Annotated in this window: 15 protein-coding genes; 7 read left to right on the top strand and 8 right to left on the bottom strand. The window is 46.2% G+C overall.

The genetic code is table 11. The annotated features are described in order from the left end of the window. Nucleotides 1-6 precede the first annotated feature (6 nt). Nucleotides 7-1,464 (bottom strand): TrkH family potassium uptake protein, encoded by a 1,458-nt coding sequence (locus PK654_RS00075; protein WP_271696915.1) that lies wholly within the window; start codon nucleotides 1,462-1,464, stop codon nucleotides 7-9. A 31-nt stretch (nucleotides 1,465-1,495) separates the two neighbouring features. After that, nucleotides 1,496-2,119, bottom strand: a complete 624-nt coding sequence (locus PK654_RS00070; RefSeq protein WP_271696914.1) for a YigZ family protein — start codon at nucleotides 2,117-2,119, stop codon at nucleotides 1,496-1,498. A 250-nt stretch (nucleotides 2,120-2,369) separates the two neighbouring features. Between PK654_RS00070 and fadB the strand changes: the two genes are divergently transcribed. The 3 genes from fadB to acuI all read left to right on the top strand — a co-directional run bounded on the left by fadB (nucleotide 2,370) and on the right by acuI (nucleotide 6,872). Further along, entirely contained in the window at nucleotides 2,370-4,541 is a 2,172-nt protein-coding gene (fadB, locus tag PK654_RS00065) for a fatty acid oxidation complex subunit alpha FadB (RefSeq protein WP_271696913.1), read from the top strand. A gap of 26 nt (nucleotides 4,542-4,567) precedes the next feature. Then, nucleotides 4,568-5,731: an acetyl-CoA C-acyltransferase FadA gene (gene fadA / locus PK654_RS00060; RefSeq protein ID WP_271696912.1), complete on the top strand. Its 1,164-nt coding sequence runs from the start codon at nucleotides 4,568-4,570 to the stop codon at nucleotides 5,729-5,731. A 160-nt stretch (nucleotides 5,732-5,891) separates the two neighbouring features. Beyond that, nucleotides 5,892-6,872: an acrylyl-CoA reductase (NADPH) gene (gene acuI / locus PK654_RS00055; protein WP_271696911.1), complete on the top strand. Its 981-nt coding sequence runs from the start codon at nucleotides 5,892-5,894 to the stop codon at nucleotides 6,870-6,872. Nucleotides 6,873-6,938: 66 nt separating this feature from the next. Here acuI and PK654_RS00050 read toward each other — a convergent pair whose 3' ends face one another. Next, nucleotides 6,939-7,883: a LysR family transcriptional regulator gene (locus PK654_RS00050; protein ID WP_271696910.1), complete on the bottom strand. Its 945-nt coding sequence runs from the start codon at nucleotides 7,881-7,883 to the stop codon at nucleotides 6,939-6,941. Nucleotides 7,884-8,115: 232 nt separating this feature from the next. On the opposite strand from PK654_RS00050, the gene tusA reads away from it, so the two are divergent. The 4 genes from tusA (at nucleotide 8,116) to PK654_RS00030 (ending at nucleotide 13,003) form a co-directional block, all read left to right on the top strand. Continuing rightward, entirely contained in the window at nucleotides 8,116-8,364 is a 249-nt protein-coding gene (gene tusA / locus PK654_RS00045) for a sulfurtransferase TusA (protein WP_271696909.1), read from the top strand. A 257-nt stretch (nucleotides 8,365-8,621) separates the two neighbouring features. After that, entirely contained in the window at nucleotides 8,622-9,542 is a 921-nt protein-coding gene (gene glyQ, locus PK654_RS00040; protein WP_271696908.1) for a glycine--tRNA ligase subunit alpha, read from the top strand. A 2-nt stretch (nucleotides 9,543-9,544) separates the two neighbouring features. Continuing rightward, the gene (glyS, locus tag PK654_RS00035) at nucleotides 9,545-11,611 is read left to right on the top strand and encodes a glycine--tRNA ligase subunit beta (protein ID WP_271696907.1); all 2,067 of its coding nucleotides are present in this window, start codon (nucleotides 9,545-9,547) and stop codon (nucleotides 11,609-11,611) included. A gap of 138 nt (nucleotides 11,612-11,749) precedes the next feature. After that, entirely contained in the window at nucleotides 11,750-13,003 is a 1,254-nt protein-coding gene (locus PK654_RS00030) for a valine--pyruvate transaminase (protein ID WP_271696906.1), read from the top strand. A gap of 77 nt (nucleotides 13,004-13,080) precedes the next feature. On the opposite strand, the gene PK654_RS00025 is transcribed toward PK654_RS00030, so the two are convergent. From PK654_RS00025 to dnaA, 5 genes are all read right to left on the bottom strand, one after another. Further along, a complete protein-coding gene (locus tag PK654_RS00025; RefSeq protein WP_271696905.1) occupies nucleotides 13,081-13,521 on the bottom strand; it encodes an Hsp20 family protein in 441 nt (146 codons plus the stop codon). A gap of 429 nt (nucleotides 13,522-13,950) precedes the next feature. After that, nucleotides 13,951-16,368, bottom strand: coding sequence for a DNA topoisomerase (ATP-hydrolyzing) subunit B (gene gyrB, locus PK654_RS00020; protein ID WP_271696904.1), 2,418 nt, complete (start codon nucleotides 16,366-16,368; stop codon nucleotides 13,951-13,953). A 14-nt stretch (nucleotides 16,369-16,382) separates the two neighbouring features. Then, nucleotides 16,383-17,477, bottom strand: a complete 1,095-nt coding sequence (gene recF / locus PK654_RS00015; protein ID WP_271696903.1) for a DNA replication/repair protein RecF — start codon at nucleotides 17,475-17,477, stop codon at nucleotides 16,383-16,385. Nucleotides 17,478-17,495: 18 nt separating this feature from the next. Next, nucleotides 17,496-18,596, bottom strand: coding sequence for a DNA polymerase III subunit beta (gene dnaN / locus PK654_RS00010; RefSeq protein ID WP_271696902.1), 1,101 nt, complete (start codon nucleotides 18,594-18,596; stop codon nucleotides 17,496-17,498). A gap of 30 nt (nucleotides 18,597-18,626) precedes the next feature. Next, nucleotides 18,627-20,027: a chromosomal replication initiator protein DnaA gene (dnaA, locus tag PK654_RS00005; protein WP_271696901.1), complete on the bottom strand. Its 1,401-nt coding sequence runs from the start codon at nucleotides 20,025-20,027 to the stop codon at nucleotides 18,627-18,629. Nucleotides 20,028-20,172 lie beyond the last annotated feature (145 nt).

The following is a 20,172-nucleotide window of genomic DNA, read 5'->3' as shown; positions in this document are numbered from 1 at the left end:
AAGTCCTTAACTACGCCAAAATGTAGGAGTAAGTAATATAAGAAGGGTAAATATCTCTAACCGGCCAAACAGCATGGAGACCACTAGTACCCATTTTGCATTGTCATTTATGTCACCATAATGGAGCGCAACATCGCCAAGCCCCGGTCCTAAGTTGTTTAGTGTAGAAGCAACGGCAGAAAACGCACTGAGCTCATCGATACCAGTCGCAATAAGTGCCAGCATGCAAACAACAAAAACCAGAGCATATGCTGAAAAGAAGCCCCAGACGGCATCAACTACTCTTTGCGGTAGTGCGCTATCTCCCAACTTAATGGTAAACACAGCTCTTGGGTGTATCAGACGCTTAATTTCACGTGCACCCTGCAGAGTCAGAAGCAGTATACGTATCACCTTCATTCCGCCACCAGTCGATCCCGCACAACCACCTATAAAAGAAGAGAACAGCAGTAATACAGGCAGAAACAGCGGCCACTCAGCAAAACCTGTAGTGGTAAAACCTGCAGTGGTAGATATTGAGACGGTCTGAAACAGTGCCTGATCAAAAGCGTCATAAACCGAGGTATAGGAATGATGCTTCAGCAAAAGCAGGAAACAGACCACAAACAGCAGTGCCTGAATAAAGAAGAAGGCTCTAAATTCTGGATCTTTTAGATAGTACTTAGGATGAACACCACCGGATGCAAACGCGGCAAAGTGAAGTGAGTAGTTACAACCAGAGATAAGCAGGAAGACCACCGTAATCATATTAATAGTTGAGCTATTAAAGTAGCCCATACTGGCATCGTGGGTAGAGAAGCCGCCGATAGCGATAGTTGAGAAACTATGACATATAGCGTCAAACATACTCATACCCGCCAGCCAAAACGCTCCGGCACAGGCAAGGGTCAGGCTGAGATAGATATACCAGAGCGCTTTTGCTGTTTCCGCTATCCGTGGGGTCATTTTACTGTCTTTTACCGGCCCCGGAATTTCTGCACGATATAACTGCATACCACCGATACCCAGAACCGGCAGTATCGCAACAGCTAATACAATGATTCCCATACCACCAAACCACTGCAGAAACTGACGGTAAAACAGTATCGCTTTAGGCAGGTCATCTAATCCGACAATCACTGTCGCACCCGTTGTCGTCAGAGCAGAAAAGGATTCAAAAAAAGCATCGGTAACAGATATGGCAGGGTTTTCCGAGATCAGAAAGGGGAGCGCACCGGCACTGCCGATAACCGTCCAGAACAGGACCACAATAAGAAAACCATCGCGGGATTTAAGATCCTTCTTGTGATGACGGTTAGGAAACCAGCATAGCCCACCGCAAAACAGCAACACAAAAAAGGTAGTAACAAATGGAACACCCGCACCATCTCTGTACACCAGTGCAACAAAAGCAGGTGCCAGCATAGATACGCTAAACAAGGCTAAGAGTAACCCGACAATACGGATGATTGAACGAAACTGCATGGATATTAGCTGAAGCTAAGCTTCTGACTTCCTAGTTATCTTTTAATTCAGAAGCCTGTACCTTGGCTCCAGTTTTATTAATCAGGGCTTGTATAAACTCAGCAGACACAAGCTGCTCAATTTCTACCACCATCTCTATCTGCTCAGAAAATTCAGACCTGACTTCAACAGCATCATATTGACTGATTAGCGACTGAACGAGAGATATAAAAGAGTAGTCTAACCTTAGTTTCAAGTGAGTGGTGATTTTTTTCTCAATTGTTTGAACCATCTTAAGTGCACTTTGCACCCCGCCACCGTAAGCCTTCACTAAACCGCCTGTTCCCAGTTTAATTCCGCCGGAATAGCGAACCACTACGGCAGTGATTTCACCAATACCTGAGCCACTTAACTGAGCCAGTATCGGCTTACCTGCTGTACCTGAAGGTTCTCCGTCATCACTGAAGCCCCACTGCATTGAGTCCTCCGGACGACCTGCAACAACCCCCCAACAATGATGCCTTGCCGCCGGGTGTTCCTTCCTTATTTGGTCAACAAATGCTTTTGCAGCTTCTGTCCCATGAGTATGAGCCAGAAAGGTAATAAAGAGGCTTTTTTTAATCTCTTCTTCAAAAACAACAGCTTCCGCAGGAATAAGATAGGGTTGAATGTTCATATAGTTAAGCGTCCGTGGTAAGGCCGCCAGTGTAACACCCCGTTAATCGAATTCAATTTATTCTACCCGCCCACAAATTTGTTAAACACTTGTTTGAATTTTGTTGAATTTAGGTTTAGATTGATTCAATATCATACAACTGGTCGTACCAAGCAATACAACTTCAGCTTGGCGTAATAAGAACCAAGATGATGACAAATAGATGGACTCTAGCAAGCAACACTTATGTTGCTCTTTATGGAGAAAGAGAATGATCTACCAATCCGATACCCTACAAGTAAAAGAACTGGATAACGGTATTGCCGAACTCAGTTTCTGTGCGCCAGCCTCAGTAAATAAGCTGGATCTGGCCACCCTTGATGCATTAGACAACGCACTGAACGCTATGCAACAGCACTCAGGCATTACTGGTCTGCTGCTCACAACCGATAAAAGCACATTTATCGTAGGTGCAGATATCACCGAGTTTTTAAACCTGTTTTCCAAACCAGAAAAAGAACTCGATCACTGGCTGATTTACGCCAACAACATCTTTAATAAACTGGAAGACCTGCCGTTTCCGACCATCTCAGTACTAAAAGGTCATACGCTGGGCGGTGGATGTGAGTGTGTACTCGCTACTGATTTCCGTATTGGCGACTCAACCACCAGCATAGGGCTGCCAGAAACCAAACTAGGTATCATGCCCGGCTTTGGCGGCTCTGTAAGAATGCCGAGACTTATCGGCGCGGATAACGCTATGGAGCTAATCACTGCCGGCAAAGCCTGCCGTGCAGAAGAGGCGCTTAAGCTGGGGCTGCTTGATGCTGTGGTTGACAGCGAAGCTCTGCAGCAGTCAGCAATAAATACCCTTGTTCAGGCCGGTAAGGAGCAAATTGACTGGCAGGCGAGAAGAAAGCAGAAAACCTCGCCTCTCAGCCTGAGTAAACTTGAATCCATGATGAGTTTCACGACGGCTAAAGGTCTGGTTATGCAGAAAGCAGGGCCACATTATCCGGCACCTATTACCTCTGTAGTTGCCATAGAAGAAGCCGCAACCCTATCCAGAAACGGTGCACTGGACATTGAAAGAAAGCACTTTATTAAACTGGCGAAATCAGATGAAGCTAAGTCTCTGGTTGGGCTGTTCCTTAATGATCAATATATTAAAGGGTTGGCAAAACAATCAGCCAAAGAGGCAGAAAAGCAGACAGAAAGAGCTGCTGTGCTTGGTGCCGGCATAATGGGTGGTGGTATTGCGTACCAGTCTGCCCTGAAAGGGGTTCCTGTCATAATGAAGGATATCGCTCAGGCGTCTCTTGATCTGGGAATGAACGAAGCATCAAAACTGCTCAACAAGAGGTTAGAGAGAGGCAGAATTGATGGTTTTAAAATGGCAGGTATTCTCTCCTCCATTACACCAAGCCTTCATTACGCAGGCATTGAGCAGTCCGATATTATTGTTGAAGCCGTTGTTGAAAATCCGAAAATCAAAGCGGCTGTACTTAGTGAAGTTGAGCAGCAAGTTGATGAAAGCACAGTTATAACCTCAAATACATCAACCATCCCGATTAACCTGCTGGCAAAGTCACTGCAACGCCCGGAAAACTTCTGTGGAATGCACTTCTTTAATCCTGTACACCGTATGCCTCTGGTAGAGATTATCCGTGGAGAAAAAACATCAGATGAAACCATCAATCGCGTGGTGGCTTATGCCGCCAAGATGGGTAAGTCTCCTATCGTTGTTAATGATTGCCCCGGCTTCTTTGTAAACCGGGTATTGTTCCCCTATTTCGGTGGCTTCAGTGCCCTGCTGTCCGACGGTGCAGACTTTACTCAGGTAGATAAAGTGATGGAGAAAACATTTGGCTGGCCAATGGGCCCTGCTTACTTGCTTGATGTTGTCGGTATCGATACCGCCCATCATGCACAGGAAGTTATGGCTCAGGGTTTCCCGCAAAGAATGGCTAAGCAAAATAGAGATGCCATTGATGCTCTGTTCGAAGCAGAAAAATATGGTCAGAAAAATGGCTCCGGATTCTATCAATACACTAAAGACAAAAAAGGCCGGCCGAAAAAAGTCTATTCTGATGAAATCCTTTCGATTCTGCAGGATACATGTAAAACCCGTCAGGAGTTTGATGCCCAGACCATTATTCACAGAATGATGATTCCGATGATCAATGAAGTGGTGCTCTGTTTAGAGGAAGGCATTATCGCCTCACCTCAGGAAGCAGATATGGCGCTGGTTTACGGATTAGGATTCCCTCCATTCAGGGGCGGAGTTTTCCGCTACCTGGACAGTATGGGAATCAAACAGTATGTGGAGATGGCCAAAGAGTATGCCGAATTAGGTCCGCTCTATCAGGTACCTCAACTGTTGTCTGATATGGCTGAGAATGGCAAAAGCTTCTACCAGTCACAGCTGACCGGCTCTGTATAACCACTTTTTGGAAAAGGAACATACCAATGAATAATGTAGTAATTGTCGACTGTATCCGTACACCTATGGGCCGTTCCAAAGGTGGGGCTTTTCGTCATACTCGTGCTGAAGACCTTTCTGCTCATCTGATGAAAGGCATACTTAAGCGCAACCCGAAAGTTGACCCGGCTCAGATAGAAGATATCTACTGGGGCTGTGTGCAACAAACCTTAGAACAGGGTTTTAACATTGCCCGTAATGCGGCTTTACTGGCTGATCTGCCAAAGAACATAGCTGCTGTTACTGTTAACCGTTTATGTGGATCTTCAATGCAGGCTCTCCACGATGCATCCCGCGCTATTATGGTTGGTGATGCAGATATCTGCCTGATAGGCGGAGTAGAACATATGGGGCATGTTCCCATGAATCATGGCGTCGATTTTCATCCCGGTCTGGCAAAAAGCGTTGCTAAAGCGGCAGGTATGATGGGGCTGACAGCAGAGATGCTGGGTAAATTGCACGGTATCTCCCGTCAGCAACAGGATGAGTTTGCCGCCCGCTCCCATGCAAGGGCACATGCTGCAACATTAGAAGGGCGCTTTAGCAATGAAATACTGGCGACAGAAGGACACGCTGCAGATGGCTCTCTTATCCGGCTTGATTATGATGAAGTTATCCGGCCGGAAACATCAGTAGAAGGTTTATCTCAGCTACGTCCGGTATTTGATCCTGTAAATGGTACTGTCACAGCCGGCAGTTCCTCTGCTCTTTCTGACGGAGCCTCAGCCATGCTGATTATGAGTGAAAGTAAAGCCAAAGAATTAGGGGTAACTATCCGCGCAAGAATTCGCTCAATGGCGGTATCCGGCTGCGATCCGTCCATTATGGGTTACGGGCCTGTTCCGGCCTCACAAAAAGCGCTGCAGCGGGCAGGATTAACGGTACAAGACCTTGGTGTTATTGAGCTAAATGAAGCCTTTGCCGCCCAATCTCTGCCTTGTGTAAAAGATTTAGGCTTAACGGATATGGTTGAAGACAAAGTAAACCTGAACGGTGGTGCTATTGCATTGGGTCATCCGCTGGGTTGTTCCGGTGCACGGATTTCTACCACCCTGATCAACCTGATGGAAACCAAAGATGCACAGTTTGGCTTAGCCACAATGTGTATCGGTCTGGGACAAGGTATCGCAACTGTCTTTGAACGCACCTGATAAGTATAAGCGCTGTCTATGTAAAGAGCGGCAACTGCCGCTCTTTGTTTATGCCTGGAATACATATATATAATGCTAAAGTTTCATTTTAGTCATACCCTAATTGCATCTACACTTAGTCAAAACGAAAAAACCAACATCACTCTAGTGGAGAGACACAATGTTTAACGCTCTGATCCTTAATCAAGAAGATAAACGTACACTGGCTAACATCGAACAGATAGATGAAAACCAACTGCCGGAAGGCGATGTACTGGTATCTGTCGATTACTCATCACTTAACTACAAAGATGGTCTGGCAATCACAGGTAAGGGAAAGATCATCCGTAACTTCCCTATGGTTCCGGGTATCGACTTTGCCGGTAAAGTTATCAGCTCTGATAACCCTTTATATAAGGAAGGAGATGAAGTTGTACTCACTGGCTGGGGTGTAGGCGAAAACCACTGGGGTGGCATGGCAGAAAAAGCCAGACTAAAAGCTGACTGGCTGGTACCTCTTCCACAAGGTCTGGACGGTAAAAAAGCCATGATGGTTGGTACGGCCGGATTAACGGCAATGTTATGTGTACAAGCCATTGTTGATTCAGGCGTTAAACCGGAAGACGGAGAGATATTGGTAACCGGAGCCAGTGGTGGCGTAGGTTCAGTATCTGTGACCCTTCTTTCACAGCTGGGCTATAAAGTTGCGGCTTTAACGGGCCGTTCAGAAAAAAATGGTGACTTACTCACTGCTCTTGGTGCCAGCCGCATTATTGAACGTGCAGAGTTTGAAGAACCAGCCCGTCCGCTGGAAAAACAGATCTGGGCAGGAGCTATCGATACGGTAGGCAGTAAAGTACTGGCAAAACTGCTGGCGCAGATGGATTACAACAGCACAGTGGCTGCTTGCGGCCTTGCTGGTGGCTTCGACCTGCCGACAACAGTAATGCCGTTTATTCTGCGTAACGTCCGCCTGCAGGGCATTGATTCAGTATCTTGTCCGAAGGAAAAACGAATTGCAGCATGGAACAAACTGTCTGAGTTACTTCCTCAAAGCTACTTCGATCAGGCCTGCACAGAGGTTTCTCTAAGTGAAGCTGCAAAATACGCCGAAGATATTACTAACGGTGATGTAACCGGGCGTGTAGTTATAAAGCTGTAATCAGATATTGAATTAAGAAAACGGACAGAGTGTTATAACCTGTCCGTTTTTTGTCGTTTCAGCAAGCTAACCTTCTAAGCCTAAATCTTCTACTCGTTTGGCAATTAACCGGCCACACTCCTCTTTCAGAAGGCTTCTTAACCACTCCTGAGATGGTGAGTGCTCACATCTGGGATGCCAGATCATAGAATAGTCAAAAGGTGTAAAAGGGAACGGCAGTGGCTTAATCACCAGATCATAGCGATCAGCAACCAGATAAGCTAAATCAGCCGGCACGGTAATAATCAAGGGGATGCTATCCACCACAGCTAACGCAGCTTCAAGATGATAAGCCCTGATAATGGTTTTTCGTTCCGGCTTACCTTCCAGCGCATTATCAATCAGCGCCTTAACACCATCACTAATAGCGATCATGGCGTGGGGATAACTCAGGTAATCATTAAGGGTCATCTGTTCGAACGCCAGAGGGTGCTTTTTAGATAACAAACAGAACACTCCCACTTTACCCAGCACGTCACTCAATAACGGCTCAACAGAACTGGTCGGCCTACAAATAGCTAGGTCTGCACCCTGGGAAGTAAGCTGATAGAGTAACTGGTCATGCTGAAGAGGCAGGAACTCAATAGAAACATTAGGTGCTTCCTGATACAGACGAGGCAGGGCAAAAGGTAAAATGGTCTGCATGGCATAATCGGTTGTCGCAATGGTGAAGGATTGAGTGCAGTTTGCTGCATCAAAATTTTTATCTGACAACAACTGGCGTACAGACTCAAGAGGGTCATTCAGTGCCTGTGCAACTTCCAGAGCTTTATCTGTCGGGAGTAGCTGCTGCCCGTGGCGGGTTAATAATGGATCATTAAGCAAAACCCTTAACCGTCCTAACACCCGGCTCATTGCCGACTGGCTAAGGTTGAGGCGCTCTGCAGCAAGGCTGACGCTCCTCTCTTCCACCAGCACTTTCAAAGCAACCAACAGGTTTAAATCTTTGCGATAAATATCTTCAAGCTCCACAGGCAACTCTTTTTATCTGTTCAGGTTCTTAATATACTAACCTACAGGCAAAAAAAATCCCGCCTTTCAGCGGGGAAGCCCAAGAAAATTGGAATAGTGCTGGAACACGCCCTTAACATGTTACGCGTTTGTTAATTAAATGTAGCGATCTTTTTTACATTTGCCAAGCTTTAATTGAAATTTTTTTTCTTGTTAGTAATATCAACAACGAAACTTTGACAGAGAGCACAAAATGACACTCAACCCTGAACAGGCAAATAAGGTACTTGAAGCGGAAGGACTACGCTGCCCGGAGCCGGTGATGATGGTCAGGAAGACAATCAGAAATATGCAAGATGGCGAGATTTTACTGATTAAAGCGGATGATCCGTCAACAACCAGAGATATACCAAGCTTTTGTCGCTTTATGGATCACCAACTGATTGCTGCTGAAACAGAACAACTGCCTTATCAGTATCTGATCAAAAAGGGGCTGGATTAATATCCGGCTCTTTTTTTGTTTAGCTGACTCAGCTCATTCTCTGTTTAAGAAAACCAAATCAAATTATCAAAAACAGCGCCGCAAACCTTAACAACACCTTGTCTTTTCTCGCGTAGAGACAAAAACTGATAAAAATCGGCGATTTCTTCACTATGGAGAAGAAATAAGCAGCAATACCCCTACTCCCAACCTCAATATATCGCTATACTCTGTTGTTATTTTTTATTACTAATACAGAAGATTCGCGCGAACCTACTATGCAAAAATACGATATCAAAACCTTTCAGGGTATGATCCTCGCGCTGCAGGATTATTGGGCACAACAGGGTTGTACAATTGTTCAGCCTCTAGATATGGAAGTGGGTGCGGGTACTTCTCACCCGATGACCTGTCTGCGTGCTATCGGTCCGGAGCCAATGGCTACCGCTTACGTACAGCCTTCCCGTCGTCCGACAGATGGCCGTTACGGTGAAAACCCTAACCGTCTGCAGCACTACTATCAGTTTCAGGTAATGATTAAGCCTTCTCCTGATAACATTCAGGAACTGTATCTGGGATCTCTGGAAGTACTGGGCATTGACCCGCTAGTACACGATATCCGTTTTGTAGAAGATAACTGGGAAAACCCGACTCTTGGTGCATGGGGTCTTGGCTGGGAAGTGTGGCTAAACGGAATGGAAGTCACTCAGTTTACTTACTTCCAGCAGGTTGGCGGCCTTGAGTGTAAGCCGGTAACCGGTGAGATCACCTATGGTATAGAACGACTCGCTATGTATATTCAGGGTGTAGATTCTGTGTACGATCTGGTGTGGGCTGACGGCCCGCTGGGTAAAACCACATACGGCGATATCTTCCACCAGAACGAAGTTGAGCAGTCTACCTACAACTTTGAACACGCTGATGTCGACTTCCTGTTCGGCTTCTTTGATCAGTGCGAAAAAGAGTGTAAAGAGCTGCTTGAACTGGAAAATCCTCTTCCGCTTCCTGCCTACGAACGTATTTTGAAAGCAGGTCACGCATTTAACTTGCTGGATGCCCGTAAAGCTATCTCTGTTACTGAGCGTCAGCGTTATATCCTGCGTATCCGCAACCTGACCAAGTCTGTCGCGCAAGCCTACTATGCCTCCCGTGAAGCACTAGGTTTCCCAATGTGTCAATCTAAGGGTGAGGAGAAGTAATCATGGCGAAGAATTTTTTAATTGAGCTTGGTACTGAAGAACTACCACCAACGCAACTTCGCACTCTTGCAGAAGCATTTGCGGCAAACTTTGAAGCAGAACTAAAGGGTGCTGACTTAGGCCATAACGGTGTTAAGTGGTACGCAGCTCCTCGTCGTCTGGCACTAAAAGTGGCAGATCTGGCAGAGAGTCAGGCAGACAAAGTAGTTGAAAAACGTGGCCCGGCTATCTCTGTAGCATTTGATGACGATGGTAATGCAACTAAAGCGGCTCAGGGCTGGGCTCGTGGTAACGGCATTACTGTTGAACAAGCTGACCGTCTGAAAACAGACAAAGGCGAATGGCTGCTGTTTAAGCAGGAAGTAAAAGGTAAAGCGGTACAAGAGCTGGTTGTTGAACTGGCTGCTAAAGCGCTGGCTAACCTTCCTATCGCTAAACCGATGCGTTGGGGCGACAAAGAGACTCAGTTTATCCGTCCGGTTAAAACACTGACCATTCTGCTGGGTGATGAGCTTATTCAGGGTGAGATCCTTGGTGTCGCATCTGACAGAACCATTCGCGGTCACCGCTTTATGGGTGAAGCAGAGTTCACTATTGATAGTGCTGATCAGTACCCTGAGGTTCTGGAGCAGCGCGGTAAAGTGATGGCAGATTACGAGGCACGTAAAGCCATTATTCTTGCTGACTCTCAGAAAGCTGCCGAAGCTGTAGGTGGTATTGCTGATCTGGAAGATGACTTAGTTGAAGAAGTAACTTCTCTGGTTGAGTGGCCGGTAGTTCTTACTGCTTCTTTTGAAGAAGAGTTCCTGAAGGTTCCTTCTGAAGCGCTGGTTTACACCATGAAGGGTGACCAGAAGTACTTCCCGGTATACGATGAAAACAAAAAGCTTCTGCCTAAGTTTATCTTCGTTTCTAATATCGAATCTAAAGAGCCACGCCACGTAATTGAAGGTAACGAAAAAGTCGTCCGCCCTCGTCTGGCTGATGCTGAGTTCTTCTTCAACACTGACCGTAAGCGTCCTCTGATTGACCGTCTGCCTGAGCTGGAAAGTGCTATTTTCCAGAAGCAATTAGGTACGATTAAAGATAAGACCGATCGTATTGCAGTACTGGCTGGCTTTATCGCTAAGAAGATTGATGCTGACGTAGATAAAGCAACCCGTGCCGGTCTGCTGGCTAAATGTGACCTGATGACCTCAATGGTATTTGAGTTCACCGATACTCAGGGTGTTATGGGTATGCACTACGCCACTCATGACGGTGAAGATGAGCAGGTAGCCCTTGCACTATACGAACAGTATATGCCGCGTTTTGCCGGTGATGACCTGCCTAGCACTGCTATTTCATCTGCTCTGGCTATGGCTGACAAGCTGGATACTATTGTTGGTATCTTCGGTATCGGTCAGGCTCCAAAAGGCTCAGATCCATTTGCACTTCGTCGTGCATCACTGGGTGTGCTACGTATTATCGTTGAAAACGGCTATAGCCTTGATCTGGTTGAGCTGGTTGAAGAAGCGAAATCTCTGTTCGCAGACAAGCTGACTAACGACAAAGTGGTCGATGATGTTATCGACTTTATGCTTGGCCGTTTCCGCGCCTGGTATCAGGATGAAGGCTTTAGCGTCGATATTATTCAGGCTGTTCTGGCCCGCCGCCCGACTAAGCCGGCTGACTTTGATCAGCGAGTTAAAGCCGTATCTCACTTCCGTGGTCTGGAAGCGGCAGAGTCCCTTGCAGCCGCTAACAAGCGTGTAGGTAATATTCTTGCTAAGTTTGGCGGCGAACTGGCTGAAGAGATCGATCTTGCCCTTCTTCAGGAAGCCGCTGAAAAAGCACTAGCTGAAAACGTAGAAGTGATGGCAGAAGCGCTGGAACCGGCATTTGCAACCGGTGACTATCAGGCAGCCCTAAGTAAGCTGGCCGATCTACGTGAGCCTGTTGATACTTTCTTCGACTCAGTAATGGTTATGGCCGATGACGAAGCTCTGAAGAAGAACCGTCTGACCCTTCTTAACAAACTGCGTAACCTCTTCCTGCAAATTGCAGATATTTCGCTGTTGCAGAAATAACGGGGTTAGCCCAGGAACTCAAAGCCCCGTTCTGAGAACGGGGCTTTTTTGTATACAAAACAATCCGTTTTAGGCGCATACTAAAACAATACAAGTTGCTTTAAGCAGACACAACATAACGACTGTCAGGGAAAAATAATGCAATTTTCTAATTTTGGTGAAAAATTTAATCGCTATTCAGGCATCACTCAGTTGATGGATGATTTAAATGAAGGTTTACGTACTCCGGGCGCCATCATGCTCGGCGGAGGCAATCCGGCCGCAATACCGGAAATGCTCGACTATTTTCATCAGGCCAGTTCAGATATGCTCAACAGCGGCAAGCTGGTAGAAGCAATGGCCAACTACGACGGTCCGCAGGGAAAAGACGCCTTTGTAAAATCTCTGGCAAAACTGCTGCGTGATACCTACGGCTGGGATATTTCAGAAAAAAACATCAGCCTGACTAATGGCAGCCAAAGCGCTTTTTTCTATCTGTTTAACCTGCTGGCAGGGAAACAGCCCGACGGCAGCCATAAAAGAATTCTTCTTCCTCTGGCGCCTGAATATATCGGCTACAGTGATTCAGGGGTCGATGACAGTATTTTTGTCTCATACCAGCCGGAAATAGAGCAGCTGGATAACCGCATGTTTAAGTACCATGTCGATTTTGAACAGCTACAGGTTGATGACTCTATTGCTGCTATTTGTGCTTCCCGGCCGACCAATCCAACGGGTAATGTACTGACAGATGCTGAAGTTGAAAAGCTTGATGCTCTGGCCCGCAAGAACAATATCCCACTTATTATCGATAATGCCTATGGCACTCCGTTCCCGAATATCATTTTTGAAGAGGTAAAACCCTTCTGGAATGAGAACACCATTCTCTGTATGAGCCTCTCCAAGCTTGGCCTGCCGGGTGTACGCTGCGGAATAGTCATTGCCAATGAGCGTATAACTCAGGCTATGACCAATATGAACGGTATTATCAGTCTGGCCCCCGGCAGTATCGGTCCGGCGATTGGACATCATATGATTGAATCAGGTGACCTGCTAAACCTGAGCCAGAATGTGATTAAGCCCTTTTATCAGCAGAAAGCACAGCGCGCTGTTGAGCTGCTTCAGGACGCTATCAGTGATGAAAGGTTTAAGATTCACAAGCCGGAAGGTGCCATCTTTCTCTGGCTCTGGTTTGATGAACTGCCTATTAGTACCAAAGAACTTTATGCCCGCCTGAAAGCGCGGGGGGTTCTGGTTATTCCGGGAGAGTATTTCTTCTTCGGTCAGGATAAGCAGGAGGACTGGCCGCATACCCGTCAATGTATCCGCATGAACTATGTTCAGGACGAACAGAGTATGCAAAAAGGCATAGAAGCCATTGCTGAAGAAGTGATTAAAGCCTATCAACAGTAGCTTTTATCAGCTTCTATTGATAAAAACTGAAAAGAGCGCCGGTGGCGCTCTTTCTGTTACAAATAACCCGTTATTGGTTACTTATTACCTTCAATCAGGTTACTGCCGTTAATGGCAATTTTACGTGGTTTCATTGCTTCAGGAATTTCACGTTCCAAATCAACGTGCAGCAGACCATTTTCCATGGTTGCACCTGTTACTTTAACGTAGTCCGCCAGTTGGAACTTACGCTCAAAGTCTCTCTCAGCAATGCCCTGATAAACGTATTTTTTGCTTTCATCAGGTTTACGCTCACCACGAACAATCAGCATGTTCTCTTTCTGAGTCAGGTCAATCTGGTCTTCAGCGAAACCAGCCACCGCCATAGTAATACGGTAGTTATTCTCATCCTGTTGCTCGATATTGTATGGTGGGTAACCATTTGATGAATTTTTAGCGGCACCAGCTTCCATCATATCAAACAGACGATCAAAGCCGATTGCGTTGCGGTATAGGGGTGTGAAATCTACAGTTCTCATGATTCTATCCTCATAAATAAGCAATAGCCTTAGGCTCACTCAACAAAGTGGCTAAGGAAGTTAGATCGGAATATTCCTGTTTGGACATACCCGTCTAATTTGCGGTTTAAGTTGTGTGCTCCCCGTTATGGGCAAGCGGTTCAGAGACCCTTTTGGCATCTCTTCTACTATAAATATAGGTCCGCAAAAATCAGTTTCAAGGGTGAATATAAGAATTTTCTAAAAATAATTTTCACTTCAATTTCAATAACTAACGTTATCCAGTTTTATTAAGCATAAAAAACACCGCCCGAGGGCAGTGTTTACAAAAGCTTTAAGCACAATTAGATGCAGTTGGATAAGCTTAGTTCAAGGATAAGGCGCGCAGCTTATAAGTATAAGTGAGCACCTTAGACGCAGAAATCAGTTTATCCAGCAAATGTAATGGGCTTAAACGTCTAGGTTGGCAACCTTTAGTGCATTCTCTTCAATAAAGTGTCTGCGCGGCTCAACCTGATCACCCATCAGAGTCGTAAACAGCTGGTCAGCGCCTACAGCATCTTCAATGGTTACCTGCATCATACGGCGGGTATCCGGATCCATGGTGGTTTCCCATAGCTGATCCGGGTTCATCTCTCCCAGACCTTTGTATCGCTGCAGGCTCAGGCCACGACGAGACTCTTTCACCAGCCAGTTCAGGGCTTCAACAAAGTCTGCTACAGGCTGAGTACGCTCACCACGCTTAATGAAAGCGCCTTCCTCAATCAGGCCGTCTAATGCTTCTGATAGATCCGCCAGCTTGCCATATTCTCTTGAACCAAGAAGGTCAATACTGATGACATACTCATGAGTAACACCGTGGGTACGAACAATAATCTTAGCCAGATTAACATTCATCTCTTCATGTTTTTCAACTTCCAGACTGTACTGACTTGCTCCGACTTCTTTGGCAGTCAGTTGATCCACCAGTTGTTTGCCCCAGGCTTCTACAGCAGCAGAGTCCTGACACATTTCAGCGGTCAGTCTAGGCATGTAAGCCAGTTCATGAACCAGAGGTTTAGGGTAACGACGAGTCATGCGCTCAACAATCTTCATACCGGCATTGTACTGCTGAACCAATTGCTCCAGCGCTTCTCCCGCGATTGCAGGAGCATTAGGGTTAACGTGCAGCTCAGCATTGTCCAGTGCCAGTGAAACCTGATACTGCTCCATCGCATCTTCATCTTTGATGTACTGCTCTTGTTTACCCTTCTTAACTTTATACAGAGGTGGCTGAGCAATATAGATATAACCACGCTCGATTAGCTCAGGCATCTGACGATAGAAGAAGGTCAGCAGCAGAGTACGGATGTGCGAACCATCCACATCGGCATCGGTCATGATGATGATGTTGTGATAACGAAGCTTATCCGGGTTGTATTCGTCACGGCCGATACCACAACCAAGCGCGGTGATCAGAGTCGCGACTTCCTGAGAAGAGAGCATCTTATCGAAGCGGGCTTTTTCTACGTTCAGGATCTTACCTTTTAGTGGCAGAATGGCTTGATTCTTACGGTTACGACCCTGCTTGGCACTACCGCCCGCAGAGTCACCCTCCACAATATAGAGTTCAGAAAGTGCAGGGTCTTTTTCCTGACAATCTGCCAGCTTACCCGGCAGACCGGCTAAGTCCAGCGCACCTTTACGGCGGGTCATTTCACGGGCTTTACGCGCTGCATCACGGGCACGTGCCGCATCAATAATCTTGGTACAAACGATCTTAGCTTCACCCGGGTTCTCAATCAGGAACTCAGCCAGTTTTTCGCCCATAGCAGACTCAACCGCTGATTTCACTTCTGAAGAAACCAGCTTATCTTTGGTCTGGCTTGAGAATTTAGGATCCGGCACCTTAACAGAAACAATCGCCGTCAGACCTTCACGGGCATCATCACCAGAAGTGGCTGTTTTGGCTTTTTTCGAGAAGCCTTCTTTATCCATAAAGCTGTTCAGGGTACGGGTCAGTGCAGCACGGAAGCCTGCAAGGTGAGTACCACCATCACGCTGAGGAATGTTGTTGGTAAAGCAGTAAATATTTTCCTGATAACCGTCATTCCACTGCATTGCTACTTCAACTGCAATGCCATCTTCTCTTTCGAAATCAAAGTGGAATACTTTCTGGATAATTGGAGTCTTGTTGGTGTTGAGATAATCAACAAACGCCTGAGTACCACCTTCATACATAAAGTGGTCCATCTTATCTTCCACACGCTCATCAATAAGCTTGATAGAAACACCAGAGTTCAGGAATGAAAGCTCGCGAAGACGCTTAGCCAGAATATCGTAATGGAATTCGATATTGCTGAAGGTCTCTTCACTTGGCCAGAAACGGATGGTTGTACCGGTTTTTTCTGTCTGACCAATAACGGAAAGCGGAGCTTTAGGCTCACCGTGAGCGTACTGTTGCTCATGAATTTCACCGCCACGGCAGATAGTCAGTTCAACCTGCTTAGACAGGGCGTTCACCACGGAAACACCTACGCCGTGCAGACCACCGGAAACCTTATAAGAGTTATCGTCAAACTTACCACCGGCGTGCAGAACCGTCATAATAACTTCCGCTGCAGAAACACCTTCTTCAGGGTGCATCTCTGTCGGAATACCACGACCGTCATCACTCACAGAGACAGAGTTATCTTCATGAATGGTCACAATAATATCATTACAGTGTCCAGCTAACGCTTCATCGATAGAGTTATCCACTACCTCGAATACCATATGATGAAGACCTGTGCCGTCATCTGTGTCGCCGATGTACATCCCCGGACGCTTACGTACTGCATCCAAACCTTTCAGTACTTTAATACTCGATGAATCGTAATTTTCTGCCATGAGTTACTCTCTCATTAATTATCATTTCTTTTATATTGTTCTATCCGGCCGTGTTCCACATGAAACACACTTCCGCTCTCTTCCTGCATATCTGCTATCTGAGCAGCGGTAATAGAACTAACAAAAACCTGAGCCCCCGTCTCTTTTAAGCAGTCCGCTAACCGCTTACGACGTTGGCTGTCTAATTCTGATGCAAAGTCATCAATCAAATAGATGCTCTGCTTACCTGTCTTTTCCGTTAAGTGCTGCCCCTGAGCGACTCTCAGGGCACACATCATCAACTTCAGTTGCCCGCGGGACAACACATCTTCAACAGGTGTATTGTTTACCTTAATGCGGAGATCAGCTTTATTGGGACCACTATAGGTATAGCCAAGCTGCTGATCCCGCTCAAAATTTCGCTGCAGAATCTCGCCGTACGGCGTCTCTTTTTCCCAACCCCGATAATACGTTAACTGAATTTCAAATTCCGGTAAAAAACGCCGGCAGATAACCTCTGCCACACTTTTTAATTCAGCAATATAGTCAGCGCGCCAGTTATCTATCTTTTCAGCCAATTGAGTCAGTTCCTGATCCCAGTAACTGAGTTCCTGATAGCTTTTGGCACTCTTTAATAAGGCATTTCTCTGCTTAGAAAGGCGCTTAAAACGTCCCCATGCATCATAAAATCCGGACTGAGTATAAAATACCCCCCAGTCAATAAACGCCCTTCGGTATTTAGGCCCGCTGGTTATCAACTCAAACCCTTCCGGATGAATCAATTGCAGGGGAAGCACCTGCGCCAGTTGTGCCAGTTTTTGTCCGGATTGACCGCCTATTTTAACCTCAGTTGCGCCATCGCGCTGCTTATTTATTCCAATTGGTAACTCAAATCCATCCGAGTTCAAATAACGACCATGAACAAACAGTTCTTCACTGTCGTTATTAATAATTCTGCCAGTCAGGGAGCTCTTAAAAGAGCGGCCGTGTCCAAGCAGATAAATGGCTTCAAGCAAGCTGGTTTTACCGCTGCCATTGGCACCAATAAGAAAATTAAAGCCTGCAGATAAGGTAATATCACAGGCTTCAATATTGCGAAACTGTTTAATAATCAGACGAGTTAACGGCATTGTTGCTGCTACACCATTTTACAGGCGAATCGGCATAACCACATACATTGCACTATCGTCTTCAGCATTTTCGATCAGCGCACTGGCGTTAGCGTCTGTCATCGATATGCGCACTTTATCGCATCTCAGGGTATTAAGAACATCCAGCACATAACTGACGTTAAAGCCGATTTCCAGATCTTCACCCTGAAAATCAACATCTAATACCTCTTCCGCCTCTTCCTGTTCCGGGTTATTTGCCGTAATACGCATTTCCGCACCGGACAGGTTCACCCTGACACCACGGAACTTCTCATTAGACAGAATCGCAGCACGGGAGAAACACTGGCGTAGCTCATCACAACCCGCTTCCAGAGTCTTATTACTGCTCTGAGGCATTACCCTGCGGTAATCAGGAAAACGTCCGTCAACCAATTTTGAGGTAAAGGTAAAGTTATTCACCTCAGCCCTGACATTCGACTGACCAATCTGTAGGGTCACCATCTCTTCCGGTGCATCCAGCAAACGAACTAGCTCCTGTACCCCTTTACGAGGCACAATTACCTGCTGATTATTAAACTCAGCATTGAGTGACGCTTGCGAAACCGCCATTCGGTGGCCGTCAGTAGCAACGGAACGTAAAGTAGAACCATCGATCTCAAACAGCATACCGTTCAGATAATATCTGACATCCTGATTTGCCATAGAAAACTGAGTCTTTTCGATCAGGGAGCGAAGCTCAACCTGAGGAAGGGAAACTTCCAGTTCGCTCTGCCAGTCTTCAATATTCGGGAAATCTGCGGCAGGCAGAGTAGCCAGAGAAAAGCGGCTGCGTCCGGACTTTAGCTGAACTCTGTCACCGTCAAGTAGCAAGGTAATAACAGCATCATCAGGTAAGCCACGACAGATATCCAAAAACTTACGCGAAGGGACAGTAATGCTACCCGCTTCAAACTCACCTTCAAGAGCGACACGGGCAACAAGTTCGACTTCCAGATCCGTTGCCGTCATATAAAGTGCATTATCTTCGACTTTTAGCAGCAGATTACCAAGAATAGGCAGGGTTGGACGTCCACCCAATGCGCCGGATACTTGCTGCAAAGGTTTAATCAGGTGATTACGCTCAATGGTAAATTTCATATCTGTCTCTTAATTATCAAATCAGCACGATTAGGATGAAAGTGTTCTGATCAGGTTAGAGTAGTCTTCTTTAATATCATGACTCTCTTCACGCAACTGCTCTATTTTACGACAGGCGTGCAGTACCGTTGTATGGTCTCTTCCGCCAAAGGCATCGCCGATTTCCGGCAGGCTGTGGTTAGTCAGCTCTTTTGCCAGTGCCATCGCAAGCTGGCGCGGGCGGGCAACAGATCGGGAACGTCTCTTAGAGAGTAGATCTGCCACTTTAATCTTGTAGTACTCGGCTACCGTCTTCTGGATATTATCAATGGTGACCAGCTTCTCTTGCAGCGCCAGTAAGTCACGCAAAGCTTCACGGACAAAATCGATGGTAATCGGGCGGCCGGTAAAGTTAGCATTAGCAATAACCCGGTTTAATGCCCCTTCCAGTTCACGGACATTAGAACGTAACCGCTTAGCAATAAAGAAGGCAACCTCATCAGCAAGATGGATCTGATGGTCTTCCGCTTTCTTCATCAGAATAGCAACACGAGTTTCCAGTTCCGGTGGTTCAATAGCGACGGTCAGGCCCCAGCCAAAGCGGGACTTAAGTCTATCTTCCACCCCATTGATCTCTTTAGGATAGCGATCAGACGTCAGAATGATCTGCTGGTTACCTTCCAGCAGGGCATTAAAGGTGTGGAAGAACTCTTCCTGAGAACGCTCTTTATTGGCAAAAAACTGAATGTCATCAATAAGAAGGGCGTCTACGCTACGGTAATAGCGCTTAAATTCTTCAATGGCGTTATTTTGCAGGGCTTTAACCATATCCTGAACAAAACGCTCAGAGTGCATATAAACCACTTTGGCATTTGGCTTATTATCCACAATGGCATTGCCAACGGCGTGCAGAAGGTGTGTTTTACCCAGACCAGTACCGCCATATAAGAACAGCGGATTATACGCAGCGCCCGGATTGTCGGCTACTTGTCTTGCTGCTGCCAGACCAAGCTGGTTCGATTTACCTTCAACAAAGTTATTAAACTTATGTTTGTAGTTTACGTTTGATCTGTGATTAATTTCGACAACTTCGGATTCATCATCCCAGGTTTTATGTACAGGCTTTCTGGCCTGAAGCTGAGCAGGTGCTGATGATTCGGCAGCAACATCAGCAGCGGTTTTTTTAACTGCCGGAGGTGCTGAAACGGGTTTGTTTCCAACTTCAAACCTAAGATTCGGTATGTCTGAACCACAAAACTCTTTTAGCATGCGGTTAATACTGTTCAGGTAGCGATCCCGTACCCAGTCAAGAACAAATCGGTTTGGCGCAAATAGAGTCAGGGTGTTATCACTAAGCTCCGCTTGTAACGGTCTTACCCACATACTGAATTCTGTCGCTGAAAGTTCTTCTTGAAGCTGTTGCATGCACTGCAACCATAGCGAAGATGACACTGGGACCCCACTATTGTTTTTTTGAGTTGGAAAAAGAGGGCTAATTTTACTCTTTGTCGAAGCAGATCACCAGCAAATGATCGATGATCCGGTGAATAAGATCAAAGTTATTCACATTTATCCTGATCCTATACCTAAGATCTCA

The organism is Vibrio sp. SCSIO 43137 (assembly GCF_028201475.1).
Lineage (GTDB): Bacteria > Pseudomonadota > Gammaproteobacteria > Enterobacterales > Vibrionaceae > Vibrio.
Note: the sequence above shows the minus strand (reverse complement) of the source record. Positions and strands in the feature narration are given on the sequence as shown.

Coding starts and splice junctions, on each gene's coding strand:
- fadB (WP_271696913.1), top strand. CDS start 2,370: ATGATCTACCAATCCGATACCCTACAAGTAAAAGAACTGGATAACGGT.
- tusA (WP_271696909.1), top strand. CDS start 8,116: ATGACACTCAACCCTGAACAGGCAAATAAGGTACTTGAAGCGGAAGGA.
- recF (WP_271696903.1), bottom strand. CDS start 17,477: ATGCCGTTAACTCGTCTGATTATTAAACAGTTTCGCAATATTGAAGCC.
- fadA (WP_271696912.1), top strand. CDS start 4,568: ATGAATAATGTAGTAATTGTCGACTGTATCCGTACACCTATGGGCCGT.
- glyS (WP_271696907.1), top strand. CDS start 9,545: ATGGCGAAGAATTTTTTAATTGAGCTTGGTACTGAAGAACTACCACCA.
- PK654_RS00030 (WP_271696906.1), top strand. CDS start 11,750: ATGCAATTTTCTAATTTTGGTGAAAAATTTAATCGCTATTCAGGCATC.
- acuI (WP_271696911.1), top strand. CDS start 5,892: ATGTTTAACGCTCTGATCCTTAATCAAGAAGATAAACGTACACTGGCT.
- gyrB (WP_271696904.1), bottom strand. CDS start 16,368: ATGGCAGAAAATTACGATTCATCGAGTATTAAAGTACTGAAAGGTTTG.
- PK654_RS00070 (WP_271696914.1), bottom strand. CDS start 2,119: ATGAACATTCAACCCTATCTTATTCCTGCGGAAGCTGTTGTTTTTGAA.
- PK654_RS00025 (WP_271696905.1), bottom strand. CDS start 13,521: ATGAGAACTGTAGATTTCACACCCCTATACCGCAACGCAATCGGCTTT.
- dnaN (WP_271696902.1), bottom strand. CDS start 18,596: ATGAAATTTACCATTGAGCGTAATCACCTGATTAAACCTTTGCAGCAA.
- PK654_RS00075 (WP_271696915.1), bottom strand. CDS start 1,464: ATGCAGTTTCGTTCAATCATCCGTATTGTCGGGTTACTCTTAGCCTTG.
- glyQ (WP_271696908.1), top strand. CDS start 8,622: ATGCAAAAATACGATATCAAAACCTTTCAGGGTATGATCCTCGCGCTG.